Genomic DNA, 22,984 nt, shown 5'->3' with positions numbered 1-22,984 from the left:
CACCCTGCGCGTTATCAATTGTCACAAAGTCTGAATCTGTCAGTCGTAGAATCCGGACATACTTGCGGCCTGACTGCTGTGATCCGACCGAGAAGCCTTATGCCCCGGCGCCTATTCAAACGTTACATGCCTGACCCAGCGAGCATTCGGGAACACAAATCCTTACGCTTTCTCGGTACGCTGCTGCACGACCCCAACCTTTGGCACCTCAATCGCCATTCGGTCGCCCGGGCGATGGCCGTCGGCCTGTTCGCCGCTTTCTTGCCCATTCCCCTGCAAATGCTGCTGGCCGCGGCGCTGGCCATCACGGTTCGCGGCAACATTCCGATTGCCGTGAGCCTGGTCTGGCTGACCAACCCCATCACCATGCCGGCGGTGTTCTTCTGCACTTATCAAACCGGCGCCTGGCTGATGGATGTGCCAGCCCGGACGTTGCCGGACGAATTGACCTGGGAGTGGATCACCCACCAGCTGGCGACGTTGTGGCAGCCGTTTCTGTTGGGTTCGGTGGTGACCGGGTTGGTGCTTGGGGCGCTGGCATATTTCGTGACGATGGCGTACTGGCGCTGGTGGGTTACCAGACAATGGAGGCGGCGCAAGCGGAGTCGGATGTGATGATTTTGGGGTGTGTGTATTCACGCACCCCAAAAAAACGAAGAACCCAAGACAATCTCAGGTACGCATTCCCCGCCCACTCACCAGCAACCGCGCGCACCCCACGTAAAGCACCACGGTCGCAACCAGCATGAAGGTGATCGCGATACTGATGCGAATGTCCGACACCCCAAGGATCCCGTAGCGAAACGCGTTGACCATATGCAACACCGGGTTGGCCAGCGATACGGTCTGCCAGAACGGGGGCAGCAAGGAGATCGAATAGAACACTCCACCCAGGTAGGTCAGCGGCGTCAGTACGAAGGTCGGGATGATGGAGATGTCGTCGAAGTTGCGCGCAAACACGGCATTGATGAAACCCAGCAGCGAAAAGATCGTAGCCGTCAGCACCACCACCAGGATCGTCACGCCCAGGTGATGCACCTGCAGGTCGGTGAAGAACAGCGACAGCAGGGTCACGATCAGGCCCACCGCCAATCCTCGCAACACACCGCCCAAGGCAAACCCGATCAGGATCGTATGGGGCGAAACCGGTGAGACCATCAGTTCTTCGATCGAACGCTGGAATTTGCTGCCGAAGAAACTCGACACGACGTTGCCGTAGGAGTTAGTGATCACCGACATCATGATCAGCCCCGGCACGATGTAGTCCATGTACGTAAAGCCGCCCATGTCGCCGATCTGCCGGCCGATCAGGTTACCGAAGATCACAAAGTACAAAACCATCGTGATGGCCGGGGGCAGCAAGGTCTGCGGCCAGATCCGCATGAAGCGTCGGACTTCGCGATAAACGATCGTATTGAGGGCGATCAGGTTGGGGCGCAGTTCCGAACTCATACCGCCACCTTCGCCAGGTTTTTTTCCACCAGGGACACGAACAACTCCTCAAGGCGATTGGTCTTGTTGCGCAGGCTCAGCACTTCGATGTTTTGCAGGGCCAGCTGGGTGAACAGCCCGGTAATGCCGACGGATTTGTCGACCTGGACTTCCAGGGTGTGGCCGTCCAGCAGCCGGGCCGGATAGCCTACGAGCTGAGGGGTGACGCTCAAGTCATGCTTGAGATCCAGCAAAAAGGTTTCCACGTGCAATTGGCTCAGCAACTGCCGCATGCTGGTGTTCTCGACGATAGTGCCGTGGTCGATGATGCCGATATTGCGGCACAGCTGCTCGGCTTCTTCCAGATAATGCGTCGTGAGGATAATGGTGATGCCTTTCTGGTTCAGCTCGGTCAGGAAGGTCCACATCGAACGGCGCAGTTCGATGTCCACGCCCGCGGTCGGTTCATCGAGGATCAGCAGGCGCGGTTCATGCACCAGCGCGCGCGCAATCATCAAACGTCGCTTCATGCCACCGGACAACGAACGGGACGGCACGTCGCGCTTGTCCCACAAGCCCAGTTGGGTCAGGTACTGTTCGGCGCGCTCGTTGGCAATCTTCGGTGGGATGCCGTAGTAGCCGGCCTGGGTCACGACGATGTCGAAGGTCTTTTCGAACTGGTTGAAATTGAATTCCTGAGGCACCACGCCGATGCAGCGCTTGAGCGCGGCGGGCGCGCGGTCCAGGTCGTGGCCGAAGACATTGACCGTGCCGCTGGTCTTGTTCACCAGAGTGGAAAGAATGCCGATGGTCGTGGATTTGCCTGCCCCGTTCGGGCCAAGCAAGGCGAAGAAATCACCTTCGGCGACGTCCAGATCGATACCACTCAGGGCCTGGAAACCGTTGCCGTAGGTTTTGGTTAACTGCCGTATGGACAGAGCGGAACTCATATCGGATTACGCACCAAGAAGGGGGAAGAAGAACACTAGATAAGGGCGCACGGCGAGCAATGCAACCATGGCGCACGAAGGCAATGGTGCGTGGCGTCGCCGCACAAGTACAGTGAAGTGTGTCGATAGTAACTATTAAGTCAACGCGGTCATGACAGCTTTCTGATAGGCCGGACGCTGCCTGAGCCGTGCATACCAGGCTTGGAGGTTCGGCAGCGCGGCGCGCTCGATGGGCATCTCGAACCAGGCATAAATGAAACTGCCGAGGGGAATGTCGCCCATGCCGATTTCATCACCGCCAAGGTAAGGCTGTTCGGCCAGGGCCTGGTCGACCATCGCCAGCAGGTCGTCGCACTCCTTGATCGCCGCCTTGATGGCAACCCAGTCCTGCTGCTCGGGCGGGGTGCGCAGGACGCCCCAGAATACCGTGCGAAACGGGGCCGCGAAGCTGGACGTGGTCCAGTCCATCCACTTCTCTGCCTTGGCCCGGGCCTGGACTTCGTCGGGGTACCAAGCCGAACCCGATGCATGACGAGCGGCCAGGTAGCGAACGATGGTATTCGACTCCCAGAGCACGAAGCCTTCGTCTTCCAGCATCGGAACCCGACCGTTGGGGTTCTTGGCGCGGTACTGCGGCGTATCCACCACACCGAAGGCCCCGCCGGCATCGATGGCCTCGTAGGCCAGTCCCAGTTCCTCGGCACACCACAACGCCTTTCGAACATTCGATGAGTTCTTCCGGCCCCAAATCTTCAGCATCTCGGCTTCCTCAAAGGATAAATGCCGCAGCAGCATACGCCGGATGAGGAACGGCTCAAATCATTACCCGCCACGGAGCCGACCCGCGCTGTCGACCCATCCGGGGCCGACACGGCATTTGTGCCAAACAATGGCGTTTTCTCACGCTGGCAACGAACGATTTCCCACGGTTGTTGCCAACCAGACTGGCGCGATACGTCGAGGGTTTCCCACGAAATCAATCACATCGCGCCGACTGCCGGTTTTGCAGGGGCCGTCTAAGCTCTGAAGGTCGGTTTTGCCTTGGTTCACGGAGGATCACTTATGCTGTTGTTGTGGATACTGGTTCTGGTCGTCGGGGTAGCCTGGCTGGCGCATCGTCGTACCGCCCCGCTACCGGCGCTAGGCATCGTCGCCGTCTACCTGCTGGTGATGGGCATCGCCAGCCATGCACCCGGCTGGCTGATGCTCGCTCTCTGGCTGGTGCTCGCCGCCATCGCGGCACCGCTGCTGCTACCGGACCTGCGCCGCAAATACTTCAGCGCGCCGATGTTCGACTGGTTCCAGAAAACCCTGCCGCCCATGTCCCAGACCGAGCGCGACGCCATCGACGCTGGCACGGTATGGTGGGATGGCGAGCTTTTCAGTGGACGGCCAGACTGGGACACGCTGCTGGCTTACCCCAAGGTTCGTCTGACCGACGAGGAGCAGGCGTTCCTCGACGGCCCTACCGAAGCGCTTTGTGCGATGGTCAGCGACTGGCAGATCGGCCAGGCGATGGACCTGCCGCCCGAAGCGTGGGCACACATCAAGGAGCATGGTTTTTTCGCCCTGATCATTCCCAAGGAATACGGTGGCAAGGGGTTCTCCGCCTATGCCCACTCCCAGGTGGCAATGAAGCTCGCCACCCGCAGCGGCGACCTGGCTTCCACCGTCATGGTCCCCAATTCCCTCGGCCCCGCGGAACTGTTGCTGCATTACGGCACCGACGAACAACGCAACCATTACCTGCCGCGACTGGCCCGTGGCGACGACATCCCCTGCTTCGCGCTGACCGGCCCACTGGCCGGGTCCGACGCCGGGGCGATGCCCGACACCGGGATCATCTGCAAAGGCGAGTGGCAAGGCGAGGAAACCCTTGGCCTGCGCCTGAACTGGGAAAAGCGCTACATCACCCTAGGCCCGGTCGCCACCCTCCTCGGCCTGGCCTTCAAGGCCTATGACCCGGACCGCTTGCTGGGCGACGAAGAAGACCTGGGAATCAGCCTGGCGCTGATCCCCACCGACACGCCCGGCGTTCAGATCGGCCGTCGCCATCTGCCCCTCGGCGCCGCCTTCATGAACGGGCCGAACTGGGGCAAGGATGTCTTCATCCCGCTGGACTTTCTGATCGGCGGCCAGGCCATGCTCGGCAAGGGCTGGATGATGCTGATGAACTGCCTGTCGGTCGGGCGCTCGATTTCATTGCCCGCGGTCGGTACCGGCGCGGCGAAGTTCACCAGCCTGGTCACCGGCCAGTACACCCAGGTGCGTGAACAATTCAACGTGCCGTTGTCGGCCTTCGAAGGCATCCAGGAAGCCATGGCGCGCATCGGTGGCAATGCCTGGCTGATGGACGCCGCGCGCATGCTGACGGCCAACGCGGTGGACCTCGGCGAAAAACCTTCGGTGCTGTCGGCGATCCTCAAGTACCACCTGACCGAACGTGGCCGCGAATGCATCAGCCACGCCATGGACGTTCACGGCGGCAAAGGCATCATCATGGGTCCTAACAACTACCTGGGACGCAGTTGGCAAGGCGCGCCGATTTTCATCACGGTCGAAGGCGCGAATATCCTGTCGCGCAACCTGATGATCTTCGGCCAGGGTGCCATCCGCTGCCATCCGTTCGTGCTCAAGGAGATGGCCCTGGCCACCCGCGAGGACAAAGACCAGGCATTGCTCGAATTCGACGCACTGCTGCTCAAGCACATCGGTTTCGCGGTCAGCAATGCCGCCAGTACCTTGGTGCTGAATCTCGGCCTGGGGCATTTCGATAACGTGCCAGGCAACGCCTTGAGCCAAGGCTATTTCCGCGCCCTCAACCGGCAAGCGGCGGCATTTGCCTTGCTGGCGGACCTGAGCATGATGTTGCTGGGTGGTGAGCTCAAGCGCCGCGAGCGCTTGTCTGCCCGATTGGGTGATGTGTTGAGCAACCTTTACCTGGCCTCGGCTGCACTCAAGCGCTACCACGATCTCGATTCGCCGGACCATATGGCGCCACTGTTCCAGTGGGCCATGGAAGAAAGCCTGGGTCAGTCGGAGCGGGCGTTGGACGAGCTGCTGGCCAACTTCCCAAGCCGGCTGCTGGGCTGCCTGTTGCGTGTGGTGGTGTTTCCTTTCGGCCGGCGTCATAAAGGTCCGAGCGACCGGCTCGATGCCGAGGTGGCAGCGGTTATCGGTCGCGCCAAGGGCGATCCGACTTTGGAGGAGTTGCTTCAAGGCTGCTATCGCCCACAGTCACAGGATGATCCTGTCGGTGCGCTGCAATACGCCGCCGACCTGCTGGCCACCGCCCATCCACTGCACAAGAAGTTGCACTCGGCACTGAAGCAGGGTCAGCTCGACCCGGCACCTGGAGAGCCCCTTATCGATGCAGCGCTCGAAGCGGGCGTGCTGAATGCAACTGAAGCGCAGACCCTGCGAGCCGCTGAAACGGCACGCCGCAAGGTCATCGACGTGGACGACTTCGACCCGCAAGCGCTGACGCTCACTGAGGACAAAGTCCGTTGATCCGGACGACCAGCATGTAAAAGCGGGCGCAGGCGCTTTATACTCCTGCGCCCGTTTTGCTCTTGAGGACTTATCTCGTGTCCAACGTCGTTGCCGATCACCTCGTCTTGCTTGACCACTTGCGCAGCATCCTGGTCGCCGTGGGTGAGGCCGAACAGGTGCCTGAAGAAAGCCATGCGCTGTTTCTGGAACGCTTTGATGATTTGCGCGCGCAGTTGCCGGTCGATCCGATCGAAAGCCAATACCTGGGCCAGGACCTCTTGTGCCAAGTGATCGTCCGATATCCGCAGATTGCCCACTTGGTGCCTCGCGACCTGCTGTGGTACTTCGGCGGCGATTGCCTTCACTACATGCCCGACGAAGAAATCAACCTGTACCAGGCCTTGGAGGAACGTCGGTTCGAAGCTGAGCAGAACGACGAGCCCTTCGATTGGAACCAGGAAAAACAATTGCTGGCGATGTCGGACCAGGACAGCAAACACTGATCGCAGCCAGTAAAAAACAGGCCCGCACGGCTTACACCTTGCGGGCTTTTTCTTTGCTGTGGAGCAGCGCAACCCAGCCCGATCGCTGAGTCATCGCGGCTCGCGACCGCCTGGAGGGCTAGGAGACTTTTTATAGGCGCATAAAAAAACGCCGCTCGAATGAGCGGCGTTTTCTTGAATTTGGAGCGGGAAACGAGACTCGAACTCGCGACCCCGACCTTGGCAAGGTCGTGCTCTACCAACTGAGCTATTCCCGCAAATGGCGTCCCCTAGGGGACTCGAACCCCTGTTACCGCCGTGAAAGGGCGGTGTCCTAGGCCACTAGACGAAGGGGACACACTAACTGGAACACATGGTGTGTATTCCAGTGCCCAAATCCGCATCCGAAGATGTCGGCTCTGGCTTCACTCAGCCCCGCCCGAAAGCAACGCTGTTTAAAATTGGAGCGGGAAACGAGACTCGAACTCGCGACCCCGACCTTGGCAAGGTCGTGCTCTACCAACTGAGCTATTCCCGCATTGGCGTCCCCTAGGGGACTCGAACCCCTGTTACCGCCGTGAAAGGGCGGTGTCCTAGGCCACTAGACGAAGGGGACACACGTACAACATTCACTGCTTATCGCGTTTGGCTAGGTGCTTTACGCTGTAAGTGGCGCGCATTCTATGGATGGATTGGAGGGTCGTCAACCCCCAGATATAAATTTATTTAAATCAATGACTTCCCCCGCTTTGAAGCGGCTTCGCGAATTTTGTCCGCCCGGTCTCTGACGCCTATATTCTGTCACCCGCCAAGGCGCTATAGTCGCACCAGGCAAATAGTGGCAATGTGCATCTACTCCGCTGTAAGCCCTATAAACAGCACGACGCCCGTCTAATCGCGTCGCTCGGGCCTATGCGCTTAAAAGCCAAGCCACTACACTCATGACATGCGTTCCCCATTAAAGAGGTCTTACCGGTGACACCACTCATGATCACCCTGCTCGTCGTAGCCGGGATCGCACTGTTGATCGCCATTGGCTACATGAACCATGTGGTGGAAAACAACAAGCTGGAAAAGGCCCGCACCAAGGTCGAGCTCAACGACCGCCTGCGTCGTTGTGGCGAGCTCACCGAAACCTTCCCCGGCCAGTTGATGACCCCTGCCCTGAAGCTGTTGATCACGCGTCTTGAGCTGAACGTCTGCCAGCGCCTGCTGAATCTCGACAAGTCCAACGCTCAGGTCAAGGCACGCCTGGACGAACTGACTGCACTTGCCGCCCAGGGTGAATCGATTCCGGTCAACAACCCGCCGGCGCCGATCCAGACCGAAGCGAAGGCCAAGGATGTTCGGTTCCTGCTCGAGGCCTTGCACGGCCAGATCACCCGCGCGGCCCAGGACGGTTTCCTACCGCCCAACGAGGCCAAGCGCTGGGTTCGCGAGGTCCGGCACATTCTGGTGCTGCTGCACATCGAATTCTTCAACAACCTCGGCCAGCAGGCGCTGCAGCAGGAACAGCCCGGGCAGGCTCGCCTGGCGTTCGAGCGTGGTGTCCAGTATTTGCGCAAGCAGCAGGAACCGCAGGTCTATGCTGAACAGCTGGCTTATCTGGAAAAGCTTCTGGCTCGGGCCAATGCCCAGGTCCTGGCGAGCACTCAGCCTGTGGAGGGTGAGGTGAACCAGTTGACCGAGGGGTTGAAGGAAGACGAAGCGAACGACGAGTGGAAGAAAAAGAAGGTCTACGACTGAGGTTGGGGTGCGGAGCGGGATGGGGTGAGAAGGTTGGAACGTGCTGGCCTCTTCGCGGACAAGCCCGCTCCTACAGGATTTGCGGCGACATGAACCTTGTGTTCACCGGACATCCCACGTGGGGGCCAGCTTGCTGGCGATAGTGGCAGCAACAGCTCCCCAACTCACAACTTGAAATGCCCCACCATTCCTTTCAACTCAACGCCCAACTGCGCCAGTTCAACGCTGGAGGCAGCATTACCCTGCATGGCCACGGATGATTGATCGGCGCTGGCGCGGATGCTGGTGACGCTGCGGTTGATTTCTTCGGCCACGGAGCTTTGTTGTTCGGCGGCCGCTGCGATCTGCTGGTTCATTTGCTGGATCAACGACACCGCCGCCGCGATGCTGCCTAGCGCGCTTTCGGTCTGCAATGCATCGCTGACCGCCATTTTTACCAGCTCGCCACTGCTCTGGATTTGCTGTACGGACGCTTGAGCAGCAGAGCGTAGCGCGCTGACCAGGCGCTCGATTTCCTCGGTGGACTGTTGCGTGCGCCTGGCCAGGGCCCGCACTTCATCGGCCACCACCGCAAACCCCCTGCCCTGTTCGCCAGCCCGCGCCGCCTCGATAGCTGCGTTGAGCGCCAACAGATTGGTTTGCTCGGCGACACTCTTGATCACGCTCAGCACGGTGCCGATGTTTTGTATCTCGGCGCTCAGGCTTTCGATGCTGGTGCTCGCCATGGTCGCCGAGTCAGCCAGTTGCTCGATACGGACCATGCTCTGGCGCACGACCTGCTGGCCGCTTTCGACTTTATCATCAGCCGTCTGGGCCGCTTGCGCCGCCTCCTCCGCATTGCGGGCTACATCGTGAACCGTGGCAGTCATCTGGTTCATCGCCGTGGCCACTTGCTCGGTTTCTTCCTTCTGGCTGCTGACTTCCAGGTTGGTCTGTTCAGTGACGGACGACAGCGACTGGGCGGAGCTGGCCAGTTGGTCGATGCCAGCCTGCAAACCGCTGACGATACTGCTCAAGCCGGCACCCATCTGTTGCATCGCCAACATCAGCTGGCCAATCTCATCCCGGCGCATCACTTCGACCTTGGCGCTCAGGTCCCCGGCGGCGATCCGCTGGGCGACACGGATCACACTGCGCAGCGGGGCGACGATCAACCGGGTAATCACCCAGGCCGCGACCAATCCAACCAGCAGCGCCAAAGCCGACGAGCCGATGATCATCAACGAATTTTTCTTAAGTTCCGCCTGCATGGCACTGTCTTCGGCGCTGTAGGCCTGGTCGACCCGCGCCATCACCTGATCGGCCCGCTCATGCAATTGCTGGTAGACGATTTTTTCCTTGGCCAGCAGCGCGGTGTATTCCGCCAGTTGCTGATTGAACCCGCCGATGTGCCCGGCGACCTCGTTGAGTACGGTCTGGTAACCCGGATCCTTGACCGCGCCCTTGAGCGCTTCCGCCAACTTCATGGCCTGTTCGGCCTGTTCGATATTGCCCTGCCCGGCAGCCTCATCACTGCCTTTACGGCTTTGGTCCAACCGAACGCGCGCTTCGTTCATCGACTGCAGCATAAGTCGCGACACTTCGCTGACCTGGTTGGCCTGCTCGATGAACTCTGCACCCTCCTTGCCCTCGGAATCCTTCAAGGTATAGGCGCCATCATCGGCGAGTCCGGCCTGCAATACATCCAGGTTGTTGGCGACACTGGACACCGACCAGCTGGCCATTTCCAGCGCCAGGTCCTTGCTCTGGCTCAGCCCGACGAACTCATCGAAGGCCTTGCGATACGCCGTCAGCGCCTGCTCCACCTCATTCATCACCGCCGCATTGCCGTCTGACCGTGTCCTGAGGTCGTTCGCCAGGGCCAGCAAGCCATCGACCCCCTGTCGCAGGGCATCGGCGGACTTGGGGTCTGAACGCAAGGCAAATTCCTGCTCCAGCAGCCGGACCTTGAGCAACCGGCTGTTGAGGGATGACATCTGCTTCAAGCCGTCGAAGCGATGACTGATGGTTTGCAGGGACCAGACGCCAATGGCCGCCACTACTGCGGTAAGCAGCAGCACCAGGACAAAGCCGATACCCAATTTCTTTGCCATACCCAGGTTGGCAAAACGTCCTTGCACGGCCGAAATCATTGCGCCCAGTCCTCTGCCGGTGTGTGTTGATTGCAGATTCGCAACGAGACGCCCCGCAACACAAGATGCTGGCGTCGGAATAATGGCAAAAAGCTACAGCCGCGTCGTTTTCAGGACATTTGAGGTCGATCCAGAGCCGTGGCCCGGAAGAAAGCCAAGGCCCTGGGATCCCGGGCATAGGCGACGTTGACCCGCAGCCAATCCGTCTCGGCACCCGATGGGCTGAACGCCGTGCGGGATGACAACTGAATGCCGCACCGCCTGGCCAGACGCTGTACCTCAGCATAGTCACACAGCGGCGGACGCGCCCAGATGAACAGGCCTCCCGCCGGTTTGCCGAATACTTTCCAGTCGGCATCCTCCAAAAGCTGCAACGCCACCGCCATGTCGGCATTGAGGCGCTGGCGCTGGCGCTGGACCAGCTTGCGATAGGCGCCATTGGCCAGGAGGCTGGCCAGCACGGACTCGGCGAATCGGGAACCGCCCCGGCAAGTGATCTCCTTGATCTCGCCCAGACGCGCGATGACGGAGGGCGTCGCCACCATGAACCCAACGCGTAAAGAGCTGCTCAAGGTCTTGGAGAAGCTGCCCAGGTAGACCACGTCGGTATCCAGCGCCGCCAATCGGGCCCGCGTTGGCCCCTGGAAATCGGCGTAGACATCATCTTCGATAACCAGCATCGCGTGCTCTTGCGCCAGTTGCAGCAGACGCTGGGCCACCGCCGGCGCCAGGCTGCTGCCGGTTGGGTTGTGGCAGGCGCTGTTGACGAAAATAGCGCTGGGTCGATGAATCGCCAGCAGGCGTTGAAGGGCGTCGACGTCCGGGCCACGGGGTGTCCTGGGCAGCTCGATCATGTCTATCTTGTGCAGCCTGAGCAGGTCGAACAGCTTCGAGTAACCGGGGCTCTCCACCACCACGCAGCAGCCCGGTCGCAGAAGCGTGCGCACGATCAGGTCGAGCCCGTGGGTAGCGCCCAGGGTGGTCAGGATGCGTTTTTCATCGGCATCGATATCGAACTGTTTCAATCTCCTGGACAGCTGCTCACGCAGGGCTGGCAGTCCCAGTGGCGTGCTGTAGTTGAACAACCCCGCCATGTCGGTGCGAGTCACCTGACGTATCGCATACCCCAGGTCATCACTTTCGCGCCAGCTTTCAGGCAGCCCGCCGCCGCCCAGCTTCAGCGCTTGATACATAACGCCTGCCGGGGCGTCATGATCGGCCAATACACCTTGCAGCCAGCCATGGGCCAAGGCTTCTTCCGTTGCGCAAGCGGCCGGAGCCACGACAAAACTCGAACCATGGCGCGACGCCAGCAAGCCCTGGGCGACCAAACGCTGGCAGGCTTCATGGACGCTCGCCTGACTCAGCAGGTTCTCCCGTGCCAGCTGGCGGATCGATGGCAGGCGAGTCCCCGGCTCCACCGCGCCCTGTCGAATCCAGCAGGCCAACGCATCGACAATTTGCTGCACGACGGGCACCAGGGCCTGCCGGTCGATTCTCAACTCCATGAGTAACCAAGCTCCTAAGCGTTTGTTTTATTTCCACAAACAGTTAAGCACAGGGCGATGCTGGGCGATGTAAGAGAACACGCAAAAACGGCTGATTCTCATTTCTTGAAATACAATGGCAAACCCATCAGGGGAACCTTTGCCCTCCAAAGAAAAACCCGCAACCAGTGCGGGCTTTGTCCTGCAGCGAGAAAAGCGCTTGTCGGTATCAGATTGCCGTAGCCCCCCCATCCACCGCCAACGCCTGGCCCGTGGTGAATGCCGCGCCGTCGCAGCATAAATACAACACGGCACTGGCGATTTCCTCGACCTTGCCGATTCTGCCCACCGGATGCATCGAGTTGGCGTATTCGCCTTTTCTCGGGTCCGCCTCATAGGCCCGACGGAACATGTCTGTATCGATCACCGCCGGGCACACCGCATTAACGCGGATTTTCTTCTTGGCATATTCAATCGCCGCAGACTTGGTCAAGCCGATCACCGCATGCTTGGACGCCGCGTAGATGCTCATCTTTGGCGCCGCCCCAAGCCCTGCCACCGAGGCCGTATTGACGATCGCGCCGCCGCCCTGGGCAAGCAGCAAGGGCAGTTGGTATTTCATGCACAACCAGACGCCTTTAACGTTGACGCCCATGATCGCGTCGAACTCATCCAGCGTCCCGTCAGCCAGTTTGCCCTTCTCGATTTCGATGCCCGCGTTATTGAATGCGTAATCGAGGCGACCGTAGGCGCCGATGACTTCATTCATGAGATTTTGCACGTCGCTGTCCAGTGTCACGTCGCAGCGCACGAACACAGCCTCGCCACCCGCATCGCGAATCAACTGCACCGTGCCTTCGCCACCCGCGACGTCCAGGTCGGCGACGACTACCTTCAGGTGCTGTGCTGCGAACGCCTGGGCCGTGGCGCGACCAATGCCCGCCGCGCCGCCCGTCACCACGGCAACCTGTCCGGAAAACGTCATGCTCATCGTCAATGCCTCGAAGAATTACCGTTGTCGCTGCAATATAGCCATCCATCGCTTCGGTGCGGCAGCACTATCCAACCGCCGGTTGGCGTCGCATGAACGCCAGTGATAACGATACCCGGCGGATTATCACTGGGTTGGATCGATGTGCATTCGCTGTATCGGCAAACCTTGCAGCGAAGGCTCCAAGCGTCTATCAACAAGACTTCATTCATCTTGAGTGCCTGTCATGACCGCCCTGACCAACCGCCAGTTCCTGCTCGCCAAACGCCCGGTGGGCGCCGCTACCCGTGAGACGTTCACTTATCAACAAGTCCCGGTCGGCGAGCCGGCACCCGGCCAGATCCTGGTCAAGAACGAGTACCTGTCCCTGGACCCGGCCATGCGTGGCTGGATGAATGAGGGAAAATCGTACATCCCGCCGGTCGGCATTGGTGAGGTCATGCGCGCCTTGGGCGTAGGCCAGGTCGTCGCCTCGAATAACCCCGGATACGCGGTAGGCGACTACGTGAACGGTGCCTTGGGTGTGCAGGATTATTTCCTCGGCGAGCCGCGAGGCTTCTACAAAGTCGATCCGAAACTGGCGCCGCTGCCACGTTATCTGTCAGCGCTGGGCATGACGGGCATGACCGCCTATTTCGCTCTGTTGGATGTCGGCGCACCGAAGGCCGGCGAAACCGTGGTCCTGTCCGGTGCCGCCGGGGCGGTAGGCAGCATTGCCGGGCAAATTGCCAAGATCAAAGGCTGTCGGGTGGTCGGCATCGCTGGCGGCGCCGACAAATGCAAATTCCTGATCGATGAGCTGGGCTTCGACGGTGCCGTCGATTACAAGAGTGAAGACGTTCACGCCGGCCTGAAGCGCGAATGCCCCAAAGGCGTGGATGTGTACTTCGATAACGTTGGCGGCGACATTCTCGATGCGGTGCTCAGCCGTTTGAACCTCAAGGCCCGCGTGGTGATCTGCGGCGCCATCAGCCAATACAACAACAAAGAAGCGGTCAAGGGCCCGGCCAACTACCTGTCGCTGTTGGTCAACCGCGCGCGGATGGAAGGGTTCGTGGTCATGGACTATGCCTCGCAGTTCGCCGCCGCCGGGCAGGAAATGGCCGGCTGGATGGCCAAGGGGCAGCTCAAGAGCAAGGAAGACATCGTCGAAGGGCTGGAGACATTCCCCGAGACGCTGACCAAATTGTTCAGTGGTGAGAATTTTGGGAAGTTGGTGTTGAAGGTCTGAGGCACATCACTGTGAGTGGCCGACGCAAAACAACTGTGGGAGCAAGCTCGCTCCCACAGGGGCCCGCGTAGTTGGGTCAGGCCAGCTCCGCCACTACCGCCGCCAGCGCCTTGGCCGGATCGGCTGCCTGGCTGATCGGCCGGCCGATCACCAGGTAGTCGGAGCCAGCGTCCAGTGCCTGGCGCGGGGTCAGGATGCGGCGCTGGTCGTCCTGGGCACTGCCCGCCGGGCGAATGCCCGGGGTCACCAGCTGCAACGAGGGGTGGGCCGTTTTCAGGGCGTTGGCCTCCAGGGCCGAGCAAACCAGGCCGTCCATTCCCGCCTTTTGCGCCAGCGCCGCCAGGCGCAGCACTTGCTCCTGGGGCTCGATGTCCAGGCCGATGCCCGCCAGGTCTTCACGCTCCATGCTGGTCAGCACGGTCACGCCGATCAGCAACGGCTTGGGGCCGTTGCGCTGGTCCAGCACTTCACGACAGGCAGCCATCATGCGCAGGCCACCGGAGCAATGCACATTGACCATCCACACGCCCATTTCCGCAGCGGCCTTGACGGCCATGGCGGTGGTATTGGGGATATCGTGGAACTTGAGGTCCAGGAACACTTCGAAACCCTTGTCCCGCAAGGTTCCGACGATTTCCGACGCGCAGCTGGTGAACAGCTCCTTGCCGACCTTGACCCGGCAGAGCTTGGGGTCCAACTGGTCGGCCAGCTTCAGGGCGGCGTCACGGGTAGGAAAATCCAGGGCGACGATGATAGGCGTCTGGCAGGCGGACATGGATGAGCTCTCAGGCAAGTCGAAATCGGCGCGCATTGTAGCGGAACCAGCGCCCTAACGGGACCCGATGATCGGCAAATCATTGATCGGCCCTGCCGTCATGTGTGTCAACGCCGATACATTCATGACATGCGCACAACACGACGGGACGCTACCCTCAGCCGCCGAACGCCGCTCTTTCAACGCTTCACGGCCCACCGCCGCGAAGCTTATGCTCACCCCACCCCCCCGCCGCCTTCTTTCGGTTGGCAGCCCCAATGGCAGATGATGCATCTCATGCAGTACACCCCTGTTGCAAATTCTGGCGATCAGAAAGTGTCCGACGACGACAGGCGCTGGAGCACCCGCGCGCTGATCGTCGATGACGACGTACCGATCCGCGAGCTGCTGATCGACTACCTGGGCCGCTTCGGCATTCGCGCCAGTGGCGTAACCGATGGCGCGGCCATGCGCCAGGCGATGCAGGCAGAACACTTCGACGTGATCGTGCTAGACCTGATGCTGCCGGGCGAAGACGGCTTGCAACTGTGCCGCTGGCTGCGCGCCGAGTCGAATATTCCAATCCTGATGCTGACGGCCCGCTGCGAACCCACCGACCGCATCATCGGCCTGGAGTTGGGCGCGGATGATTACATGGCCAAACCTTTTGAACCCCGGGAGCTGGTGGCGCGAATCCAGACCATCCTGCGCCGGGTGCGCGACGATCGCAGCGAGCAGCGCGCCAACATTCGCTTCGATAGCTGGCGGCTCAACAGCGTGCTGCGCCAACTGGTTTCCGCCAACGGGCTGGTAGTGCCCCTCTCCAACGCAGAATTCCGCCTGTTGTGGGTGTTCATCGAGCGACCACGCCGAGTGCTCAGCCGTGAACAATTGCTGGACGCCGCGCGCGGTCGCTCGATCGAGGCCTTCGACCGCAGTATCGATCTGCTGGTCTCGCGCTTGCGCCAGAAACTGGGGGACGATCCGAAGGCTCCGCAGTTGATCAAGACCGTGCGCGGTGAAGGCTACCTGTTCGATGCGCGGGATATCGGTTGATGCGCCTGCGCTTCGATTCCCTGTTTGGCCGCCTGTTCGGCGTGCTGCTGGTGGCGATCGTGCTGGCGCACCTGCTGGCCTTTGCCTGGTTTTTTCATTACGACAAGCCACCTCCCGGGCCGCCCCCGGAATTTTCCCATCAAACCGCAGGTCCCTCGCACTCCGGCCCGCCACCCGGCCCACGCCCCCGGTTTGGCGGGCCTGTGGTGCCCCTGACGTTTCAATTTGTGTTCCTGATCGTTGCGGCCTGGTACGGCGCCAAGCTGTTGACTCGGCCCATCCAGCGACTGAGCGACGCCGCCCAACGGCTGAGCGAGGACCTCCATAGCCCGCCATTGGAAGAGAACGGTCCGCGGGAGGCCCGCCAAGCCGCCCATACGTTCAACCTGATGCAACAACGGATCCGCGAGCAGGTACAGCAACGCTCGCGCATGCTTGGCGCGGTATCCCATGATCTGCGCACCCCACTTGCGCGACTCAAGCTGCGCCTGGAGCAGATCAACGACCCCCGGCTGCAGGATCAGATGCGTCAAGACCTGGACGATATGATCGGCATGCTCGACGCGACCCTGACCTATCTCCACGAACAACGCACCAGCGAAGCGTTGCAATGGATGGACGTGCAGGCGCTGGTTGAATCATTAAGCGAAAACGCCCAGGACCACGGCGCCAATGTGCATGCCAGCGGTACCTGCGCGCCCTTGCGGGTGCAACCGATGGCACTGCGTTCATGCATCAACAACCTCATCGACAATGCCGTGCGTTACGCGGGCGACGCATCGATCGTGCTGGACGATCAGCAGCACCAGTTGCTGATCCGGGTGATTGACCACGGCCCTGGCATCGCGGCGGACAAGCGCGAAGCGGTATTCGAGCCATTCTTTCGCCTGGAGGGTTCGCGCAACCGCAACTCGGGAGGCGTCGGCCTGGGCATGACCATCGCCCGGGAGGCCGCCGAACGCCTGGGCGGGCACTTAAGCCTGGAAGAAACACCCGGCGGCGGGTTGACGGCGGTGATTCGCGTGCCCCGTGTGGCCTGAACCGCTGCGTTACCGCGCCTGGCTCTTGCTCCAATCCGTCAGCAAGCTGTACGCCACCGCCAGCAGGGTCGGACCGATGAACAACCCGATGAAACCGAACGCGATCAAGCCACCGAACACCCCGAGCAACACGATCACCAGCGGCAGGTTTCCACCACGACTGATCAGGTAGGGCTTGAGCACGTTGTCCACGCCACTGATGATGAACGTGCCCCAGATACCCAGGAACACCGCCATCCCATACTCGCCCTTCCACGCCAGCCAGGCCGTGGCAGGTATCCAGACCAGCGGCGGCCCCATGGGAATCAGGCTGAGCAGGAAGGTGACGATACCCAGTACCAGCGCACCCGGCACCCCGGCGATCAAAAAGCCGATCAGCGCCAGTACCGCCTGAGCCGCGGCGGTACCGATCACCCCGTTGACCACTCGCTGCACCGTGCCGGCCACCAATTCGACATAGTACCCGGCACGATCACCGATCAGCCGCTCCAGCAGCCCCTGGACAAACGCCGCCAATCGCGGGCCGTCCCGGTAGAAAAAGAACACGAACACGATGCTCAGGGTCAGTTCGAGGATTCCGCCGCCGATCTGCGCGCTACGGGCCAGCAACCAGTTGCCGACACGTCCCAGGTAGGGCTTGATGGACACCATCATCGCCGCGCCCTGCTGGTCGATGCTGTTCCAGAGCGTTACCAGGCGCCCGCCCACCAGCGGTACGCCGGCGAGCCAGTCGGGGGCTTCGGGCAGGCCATCGACCTGCACATCCCTGACAAAGGCCGTGGCATCGCGCACATGATCGGCGAGATTGAAGCCCAGCCACACCAGCGGCACCGCCACCAGCAACATCCAGCCGACCGTCAGCAAGGCCGCCGCCAAGGATTCGCGACCGTTGACCCAACGGGTCAGCAGGCGCATCAGTGGCCAACTGGCAAAAGCGAGCACAGCCCCCCAGAACAGCGCCGACCAGAACGGAGCCATCACCCAGAGGCTGGCCCCGAACAACACCAGGAGCAGTATTTGCACCAACAGCCGATCGTTATTGAGCATGTAGGGTCTCGAGAAATGAACAAGGCCGGGCTAGGACGACACGCGCGTTTGCCACGTCAGCTTATCGCAACAGCTCCAGGTGCAAGCCCGCCGTGTTACCGCCGGCCGCTTCCATTCTTGCCGCCCGGACGCCCTGCTCGACCAGCGCCTGGCGCCACGCCTCGGCGTGTGGGCCGGCGACGCTGACCCGAAGGCCGGTGTCCAGGTTCAAGGCCCGAGACAACAGGCGTAGCCAGGCTTCCTCCGGTTCGCCGGCAAGACGCGGCAAGTCCAGCACGCCGGTGTCCTTGAGCTGGCGCAACAACGTGGCAGAAGTCGGCAGCACATCCCCCAGGGGCGCGCTCGCTTCGAACTGCTCGACATGCAGGTAGGCCTTGCGGTTGCCACGGGTGATGGCATACAGCGCGATCAGCGTGTTGTCCGCCGGCGGCGCCAGGCGCAGCAACAGGTAGGCCTGGCCATTGTCGGCGCCATAGAGCTTGGCATTGCCGAACACTTCGTTGGCCCACAGGCTGCTTTCGCCACAATCGCGGGCCTGGCACCAGAACAGCAGCTCGGCGCCCTGTTTCTGCAAGGCTTCGCGGGCGGCGGTGAACGCTTGTGTGGCGGTATGTTCCGGCGGCAGTTCGTAGGTCACCGAGGTGGCGTTGCCACGGGCATCGACCTGCCCGTCGAAACGCAGTTGGCCGCTGATCTTGCGAATCGACCCCATGGGGTAGATACGCTCAAGGTCGCTGGTTTGCCGATAATCGACGATTTGCGCGTCGGGCATGCGCGGCACGCGTTCCAGATCCTGGCTGCCGGGTACATCGGCAGCCAGGGATAGCGGGCTGAAACCGGCCAGTGCCAGCAGGACGAATGAACGAATGGATAGTTTCATTGGATCGGCTTGGCCTGGGTCCGCGCGACGCAAAGGCGTTCATCAATGCACAGCAAGGCAAGTGAATGGATATCTGTCATGGTTGGCTCCCTTTCAACCCGCCCAGCCTCGACACTTGCCCGGCGCAAGTCAAGAAACGCTGAAGAACCGATTGAAACAGTCTGCTACAAGAGCGGCACCGACCTCGTCGTTCAGGTGCAAATGATGGCCGCCAGGTAACTGTTCATGACTGAAGGGTAGACGTTCCAGCAATTCGGGGTGCTGGGCAAGCATGCCGTCGGCCGCGACTACCAAGTGCGCGGGGCAAGCGACCCGCGCGACGAAGGCCATGGCCTGTTCGTCGGTCAGGCGCAGCGGCGAGGGCAAGGTCAGGCGATTGTCGGTGCGCCAGGTGAACCCTCCCGGCACCGGCATCAAGCCGCGCTGGGCCAGTAGCTCGGCGGCTTCGCGACTGACTGCCACCAGTCCCTTCATACGCGCTTCGATGGCCCGGTCGAGGGTTTTGTAGACGGGTTTGCGTTTTTGCGGCAAATCCAGTTGCGCTTGCAGGGCCATGCCCATGCGCTCGGCCGCATTGTCGCCTTTCGCTGTAGGAGGAATCACCCCATCGATCAATGCCAAGTGACTGATCCGCTCCGGCAAAGCACCGGCCAGGACCAGCGAGACAATGGCCCCCATGGAATGCCCCAGCAGCCCGAAACGCTTCAAGCCCAGTTGCTCGGCGACTTGCAGCACATCGTGGGCATAATCCCACAGGGCATAGCCGGCGCCAGGCGGACGGTGCCCGGAATGTCCGTGACCGGCCATGTCCAAGGCAATCACCCGTACGCCCTGGAGCATAGGCGCCAGCCGGGCGAAGCTGTTGGCGTTGTCCAGCCAGCCATGCAGGGCAATCACCGGCCGGCCATCTTCCGGCCCGAACAAATGGGCCGCCAACTCGATATGGGGCAGGCTCAGGCGAATTTCTTCGACGACGCTCATGGGCTACGACCCTGCCAGCGCTGCAGCAGGCCCTTGAGCAAGTTGGCCGTGTCCTGGGGATATTCGAGTGGAAACATGTGACCACCCGGCATGGTCAAGGATTCGCCCAAGGGCATGCGGCTCACGGATCGGGCGTGATGACGCATCACCACCCGACTCTGTCGGCCCCGCACTACCGCCAACGGCATGTCGAGCTTTCGAGCCCTCCCGGGGCTGGTGTGCGGCACGCCTCGGTAGATGCTGATTTCCGTGGCCGGGTCGAAGCGCAGCCGCAACCGATCACCAACAGGCTGCAAACCATGTTGCAGGTACGCTTCGAAGCACTCCGGGTCGAAACCGCGAAACAACGTCTTGCCGGCAAAATATTCCCGCGCCGACGCCAGGTCGTTGAATTCTTCCCGCCGCCCCAGGGTTCGCCCGGCCGGCGTCAAGCGATCGATGAAGCCCAGGCGCTTGGCGGCAAGAATCAGCCAGCGGTCGGCGCGGGTCAGGACCGGGGAATCGAGCATGACCACACCACGATACAACTGCGGGCAGCGCAACGCCGCATGCAAATGCAGTACGCCGCCCAGAGAATGCCCGACGCCCCACACCGGCTGCGATTGCCGCTCAAGGTGGTGAATCAGTTCGTCCACCAGATTGTTCCAATTGTCGTCGACCGGGAATCGCGGGTCATGGCCGTGCAGTTCGAGGTGGGAAACCTCGTACTGCGGCGCCAGCGCGGCAAACAACTTACCGTAGGTGGCGGAGGGGAAACCATTGGCGTGGGCGAAAAACACCTGTTGCGACATATTGGCCGATCCATTGCGAGAACTGCGACCGATTTTGCGCAGAACCTGATGGTGCGGCAATGACCGGAACTGACAGGAATGATGACAGCAACATTGACCCTCGAGCTGCAAGCTACAAGTAAAAGCGGGACTGCTTAGCTTGTAACGTCTCTTAGCGCGCCGGCGGCTGCTCACCCAATGGAACCACCGCCATGGTCAGGCGCGATACGCAGTTGACCTTGCCGTCATCATTGACCAGGCGGATGTCCCAGACCTGGGTGGTGCGGCCCAGGTGAACCATCCGGGCCGTCGCGGTTACTCGCCCGCTGCGCACGCCACGCAAGTGGTTGGCGTTGATTTCCAGGCCGACGCAGTAGAACTTGCTCGTGTCGACGCACAGATAGGCCGCCATGGAGCCGACTGTCTCGGCCAGCACCACGGACGCGCCGCCGTGCAACAGGCCGAACGGTTGATGGGTACGATGATCGACCACCATGCTCGCGGTCAGGGATTCGTCGTCGAAAGATTCGAAACGGATGTCCAGCACTTCGCTGATGGTGTTCTTACCGGCCGCGTTCAGTTGTTCAATATTGGGGGTGGTGCGCCACAGACTCATCGCTGCCCTTCCTTTATGTTTTTGTTTTGTCTTGGGACGGTTGTTCTCAGGGGTGCCTGAGGCTCTTGAGTTTCATCGAACCGGCCAGCGGCAGGTCGCCCTCCAGCTCGGCCAGGCCTGCCGTCGATACTTGTTCCGGTTGCTGCAGATGACCGTGCTGCAAAAGCCCCAGCAAGCTGCCCACCAGTGGGTTATGGCTGACCAGCAGCACGTTGTCTTGATCATCCAGGTGTTTCAATACCTCGGCCGGACGGGTTTCCGGCGTGAGCCAATCAACCGTGACCAACTCCGGCTCGAACCCCAGCGCCTCGCGAACCAATTGCGCGGTCTGTTGGGCACGTACATAGGGGCTGGCAAAAATGGCCCGCAGGGGCTCGCCCATCAACCGACCGGCGCTGAGCAAGACTTCCTCGCGGCCATGGATGGTCAGCACCCGTTCAGGGTCGGGACGAACACCGTGGGGCTCGGCCTCGCCATGACGCAACACCCACAATTTCATAGCTTCGGCTCCTCGTCCCGGGCGGGATGTGGTGCCGGTGCAACGGTGTGGGGGGTTTCACCTTCCGGTGTGCGTGGGGTTGGCCAGTCGGCGAATGGCCAAGGCTTCTGGTCGCTATGGAAAGTGCCGAAGCGACCGATCTGCGCCAGGAACTGGCTCAGGCTGTCGCCAAAATTCATCAGGCTGGCACTCGGTGCGCCGTAGATCAGCCGGTAGATCAATTGCACCAGCACCACGGCGCCGAGGATCAATTGCGCCACCTGCCAGACCAGCAGGTAAATCACCATCCACAGCACTCGCAGCAGGATGGATTCGTATTGCGGCTGCCCTTTCGGATCGTTCATGGTTCGCTCCTGCTTGCGGTCAACGGAATCAGTTGAAACCGCTGGTGGAAATGAAATCGACGTCGGTCTTGGGTTCGCCACGCATCAACAGTTCGATCACCTGCTCCAGCGTGCGCCCTTCGAACAGAATCGCATGCAGACCGGCGACCAGCGGCATGTACACGCCGGCTTCCTGGGACTTGGCCTTGAGCACCTTGAGGGTGTTGACCCCTTCGGCCACTTCGCCCAGGCGCGAGACGGCCTCGTCCAGGCTCAGGCCTTGGCCGAGTGCGAAACCGACCTGATAGTTGCGGCTCTTGGGCGAGGAACAGGTGACGATCAGATCGCCCACGCCGGCCAGGCCGAGGAAGGTCATCGGGTTGGCGCCCTGGCTCACGGCGAAACGGGTCATTTCCGCCAGCGCCCGAGTGATCAGCATGCTCTTGGTGTTCTCGCCCATGCCCAGGGCGACCGCCATGCCGGCGATGATCGCATAGACGTTCTTCAGCGCACCGCCCAGCTCCACGCCGAAACGATCCGCGCTGGCATAGACCCGGAAGGTGCGGCCATGCAGCGCGGCCTGGACCTGCTGGCACAGCTCTTCATCTTCGCTGGCGACGACGGTGGCGGTCAGGGCGTGTTCGGCAATCTCCCGCGCCAGGTTAGGCCCGGATATCACGCCGATTCGCGCCTTGGGGGCGATGTCCGCAAGAATCTCGCTCATCAGCTTGAACGTTTGCGCCTCGATGCCTTTGGTCAGGCTCACCAGCAATTTGCCGCTCAAGCGCTCGGCGTGCGGTGCCAGCACCGAACGCAGGGCGCTAGAGGGCAAGGCGACAAAAAACAGATCGCTATTTTGGAGCGTGGCCTGCAAATCGGTCACCGGCTCGACTTCAGGGCGGACCTTGATGCCTTTGAGATAACGCGGATTTTCCCGGTTGACCCGGATGGCCTCGGCCTGCTCCGGGTCACGCATCCACTGGCGCACCGCGTGGCCATTCTCCGCCAGCAGGTTAGCCACGGCGGTGCCGAAACTCCCGCCTCCCAGGACCGCAATCGGGCGCTGTTCAGTCATA

22 protein-coding genes, 4 tRNA genes and 1 pseudogene are annotated in these 22,984 nt (G+C 61.3%); 7 read left to right on the top strand and 20 right to left on the bottom strand.

Going from position 1 to position 22,984, the window contains the following annotated elements; all coding sequences use genetic code 11:
• The first annotated feature begins 99 nt into the window (after positions 1-99).
• Positions 100-615, top strand: coding sequence for a DUF2062 domain-containing protein (locus J3P76_RS07700; RefSeq protein ID WP_420766897.1), 516 nt, complete (start codon positions 100-102; stop codon positions 613-615).
• A 57-nt stretch (positions 616-672) separates the two neighbouring features.
• On the opposite strand, the gene J3P76_RS07695 is transcribed toward J3P76_RS07700, so the two are convergent.
• From J3P76_RS07695 to J3P76_RS07685, 3 genes are all read right to left on the bottom strand, one after another.
• Positions 673-1,452, bottom strand: coding sequence for an ABC transporter permease (locus J3P76_RS07695; RefSeq protein WP_420766898.1), 780 nt, complete (start codon positions 1,450-1,452; stop codon positions 673-675).
• On the bottom strand, positions 1,449-2,381 hold the full coding sequence (locus tag J3P76_RS07690) for an ABC transporter ATP-binding protein (RefSeq protein WP_434607138.1): 933 nt from the start codon (positions 2,379-2,381) through the stop codon (positions 1,449-1,451). The genes J3P76_RS07695 and J3P76_RS07690 overlap by 4 nt, the downstream gene beginning before the upstream one ends.
• Before the next feature lie 135 nt (positions 2,382-2,516).
• Positions 2,517-3,140 carry a glutathione S-transferase family protein gene (locus tag J3P76_RS07685; RefSeq protein WP_434701710.1) on the bottom strand — a complete coding sequence of 208 codons (624 nt, stop codon included), beginning with the start codon at positions 3,138-3,140 and terminating at the stop codon, positions 2,517-2,519.
• A 303-nt stretch (positions 3,141-3,443) separates the two neighbouring features.
• Here J3P76_RS07685 and J3P76_RS07680 point away from each other — a divergent pair, with 303 nt between their 5' ends.
• On the top strand, positions 3,444-5,891 hold the full coding sequence (locus J3P76_RS07680) for an acyl-CoA dehydrogenase (RefSeq protein ID WP_434701709.1): 2,448 nt from the start codon (positions 3,444-3,446) through the stop codon (positions 5,889-5,891).
• Between the two features lie 77 nt (positions 5,892-5,968).
• Positions 5,969-6,376, top strand: a complete 408-nt coding sequence (locus tag J3P76_RS07675; protein WP_420766902.1) for a PA2817 family protein — start codon at positions 5,969-5,971, stop codon at positions 6,374-6,376.
• Between the two features lie 181 nt (positions 6,377-6,557).
• On the opposite strand, the gene J3P76_RS07670 is transcribed toward J3P76_RS07675, so the two are convergent.
• The 4 genes from J3P76_RS07670 to J3P76_RS07655 all read right to left on the bottom strand — a co-directional run bounded on the left by J3P76_RS07670 (position 6,558) and on the right by J3P76_RS07655 (position 6,971).
• Positions 6,558-6,633, bottom strand: a tRNA-Gly gene (locus J3P76_RS07670).
• A 3-nt stretch (positions 6,634-6,636) separates the two neighbouring features.
• Positions 6,637-6,712, bottom strand: a tRNA-Glu gene (locus J3P76_RS07665).
• A 105-nt stretch (positions 6,713-6,817) separates the two neighbouring features.
• Positions 6,818-6,893, bottom strand: a tRNA-Gly gene (locus J3P76_RS07660).
• Positions 6,894-6,895: 2 nt separating this feature from the next.
• A tRNA-Glu gene (locus tag J3P76_RS07655) sits at positions 6,896-6,971 on the bottom strand.
• A 371-nt stretch (positions 6,972-7,342) separates the two neighbouring features.
• Between J3P76_RS07655 and J3P76_RS07650 the strand changes: the two genes are divergently transcribed.
• Positions 7,343-8,101 (top strand): hypothetical protein, encoded by a 759-nt coding sequence (locus J3P76_RS07650; RefSeq protein WP_434560042.1) that lies wholly within the window; start codon positions 7,343-7,345, stop codon positions 8,099-8,101.
• A 164-nt stretch (positions 8,102-8,265) separates the two neighbouring features.
• On the opposite strand, the gene J3P76_RS07645 is transcribed toward J3P76_RS07650, so the two are convergent.
• The 4 genes and pseudogenes from J3P76_RS07645 to J3P76_RS07630 form a co-directional block, all read right to left on the bottom strand.
• The gene (locus J3P76_RS07645) at positions 8,266-8,970 is read right to left on the bottom strand and encodes a methyl-accepting chemotaxis protein (RefSeq protein WP_434635635.1); all 705 of its coding nucleotides are present in this window, start codon (positions 8,968-8,970) and stop codon (positions 8,266-8,268) included.
• A gap of 204 nt (positions 8,971-9,174) precedes the next feature.
• Positions 9,175-9,321 (bottom strand): annotated as a pseudogene (locus J3P76_RS07640) (HAMP domain-containing protein); the annotation flags it as partial.
• Between the two features lie 1,022 nt (positions 9,322-10,343).
• Complete coding sequence (locus tag J3P76_RS07635) at positions 10,344-11,741, bottom strand: PLP-dependent aminotransferase family protein (protein ID WP_434701708.1); 1,398 nt, start codon at positions 11,739-11,741, stop codon at positions 10,344-10,346.
• Positions 11,742-11,949: 208 nt separating this feature from the next.
• Positions 11,950-12,711 (bottom strand): SDR family oxidoreductase, encoded by a 762-nt coding sequence (locus tag J3P76_RS07630; protein ID WP_420766905.1) that lies wholly within the window; start codon positions 12,709-12,711, stop codon positions 11,950-11,952.
• A 226-nt stretch (positions 12,712-12,937) separates the two neighbouring features.
• Here J3P76_RS07630 and J3P76_RS07625 point away from each other — a divergent pair, with 226 nt between their 5' ends.
• Complete coding sequence (locus tag J3P76_RS07625) at positions 12,938-13,942, top strand: NADP-dependent oxidoreductase (RefSeq protein WP_434701707.1); 1,005 nt, start codon at positions 12,938-12,940, stop codon at positions 13,940-13,942.
• Positions 13,943-14,018: 76 nt separating this feature from the next.
• On the opposite strand, the gene pyrF is transcribed toward J3P76_RS07625, so the two are convergent.
• Entirely contained in the window at positions 14,019-14,717 is a 699-nt protein-coding gene (gene pyrF / locus J3P76_RS07620; RefSeq protein WP_420766907.1) for an orotidine-5'-phosphate decarboxylase, read from the bottom strand.
• Between the two features lie 276 nt (positions 14,718-14,993).
• Here pyrF and J3P76_RS07615 point away from each other — a divergent pair, with 276 nt between their 5' ends.
• Together J3P76_RS07615 and J3P76_RS07610 are read left to right on the top strand one after the other, a co-directional pair.
• Positions 14,994-15,752: a response regulator gene (locus J3P76_RS07615; protein ID WP_434607144.1), complete on the top strand. Its 759-nt coding sequence runs from the start codon at positions 14,994-14,996 to the stop codon at positions 15,750-15,752.
• Entirely contained in the window at positions 15,752-16,792 is a 1,041-nt protein-coding gene (locus J3P76_RS07610) for a sensor histidine kinase (RefSeq protein ID WP_434560046.1), read from the top strand. Before J3P76_RS07615 ends, J3P76_RS07610 begins: the two co-directional genes overlap by 1 nt.
• 9 nt (positions 16,793-16,801) lie before the next feature.
• Here J3P76_RS07610 and J3P76_RS07605 read toward each other — a convergent pair whose 3' ends face one another.
• The 8 genes from J3P76_RS07605 to J3P76_RS07570 form a co-directional block, all read right to left on the bottom strand.
• Complete coding sequence (locus tag J3P76_RS07605; RefSeq protein ID WP_420766910.1) at positions 16,802-17,839, bottom strand: AI-2E family transporter; 1,038 nt, start codon at positions 17,837-17,839, stop codon at positions 16,802-16,804.
• Between the two features lie 61 nt (positions 17,840-17,900).
• Entirely contained in the window at positions 17,901-18,719 is an 819-nt protein-coding gene (locus tag J3P76_RS07600) for a DUF4892 domain-containing protein (RefSeq protein ID WP_434676030.1), read from the bottom strand.
• Between the two features lie 129 nt (positions 18,720-18,848).
• Positions 18,849-19,700, bottom strand: coding sequence for an alpha/beta hydrolase (locus J3P76_RS07595; protein WP_434701706.1), 852 nt, complete (start codon positions 19,698-19,700; stop codon positions 18,849-18,851).
• Positions 19,697-20,491 carry an alpha/beta fold hydrolase gene (locus J3P76_RS07590; RefSeq protein WP_434607151.1) on the bottom strand — a complete coding sequence of 265 codons (795 nt, stop codon included), beginning with the start codon at positions 20,489-20,491 and terminating at the stop codon, positions 19,697-19,699. The genes J3P76_RS07595 and J3P76_RS07590 overlap by 4 nt, the downstream gene beginning before the upstream one ends.
• A 151-nt stretch (positions 20,492-20,642) precedes the next feature.
• A complete protein-coding gene (locus tag J3P76_RS07585; RefSeq protein WP_420766914.1) occupies positions 20,643-21,086 on the bottom strand; it encodes a hotdog fold thioesterase in 444 nt (147 codons plus the stop codon).
• A gap of 46 nt (positions 21,087-21,132) precedes the next feature.
• Positions 21,133-21,585: a phosphohistidine phosphatase SixA gene (gene sixA / locus J3P76_RS07580; protein ID WP_420766915.1), complete on the bottom strand. Its 453-nt coding sequence runs from the start codon at positions 21,583-21,585 to the stop codon at positions 21,133-21,135.
• Positions 21,582-21,929, bottom strand: a complete 348-nt coding sequence (locus J3P76_RS07575; RefSeq protein ID WP_420766916.1) for a DUF4389 domain-containing protein — start codon at positions 21,927-21,929, stop codon at positions 21,582-21,584. The genes sixA and J3P76_RS07575 overlap by 4 nt, the downstream gene beginning before the upstream one ends.
• A 28-nt stretch (positions 21,930-21,957) precedes the next feature.
• Positions 21,958-22,983: an NAD(P)H-dependent glycerol-3-phosphate dehydrogenase gene (locus tag J3P76_RS07570; RefSeq protein WP_434648579.1), complete on the bottom strand. Its 1,026-nt coding sequence runs from the start codon at positions 22,981-22,983 to the stop codon at positions 21,958-21,960.
• Position 22,984 lies beyond the last annotated feature (1 nt).

Source organism: Pseudomonas sp. D1-36 (assembly GCF_051132205.1).
Taxonomy (GTDB): domain Bacteria; phylum Pseudomonadota; class Gammaproteobacteria; order Pseudomonadales; family Pseudomonadaceae; genus Aquipseudomonas.
This window is presented reverse-complemented; position numbering and strand designations above follow the sequence as displayed.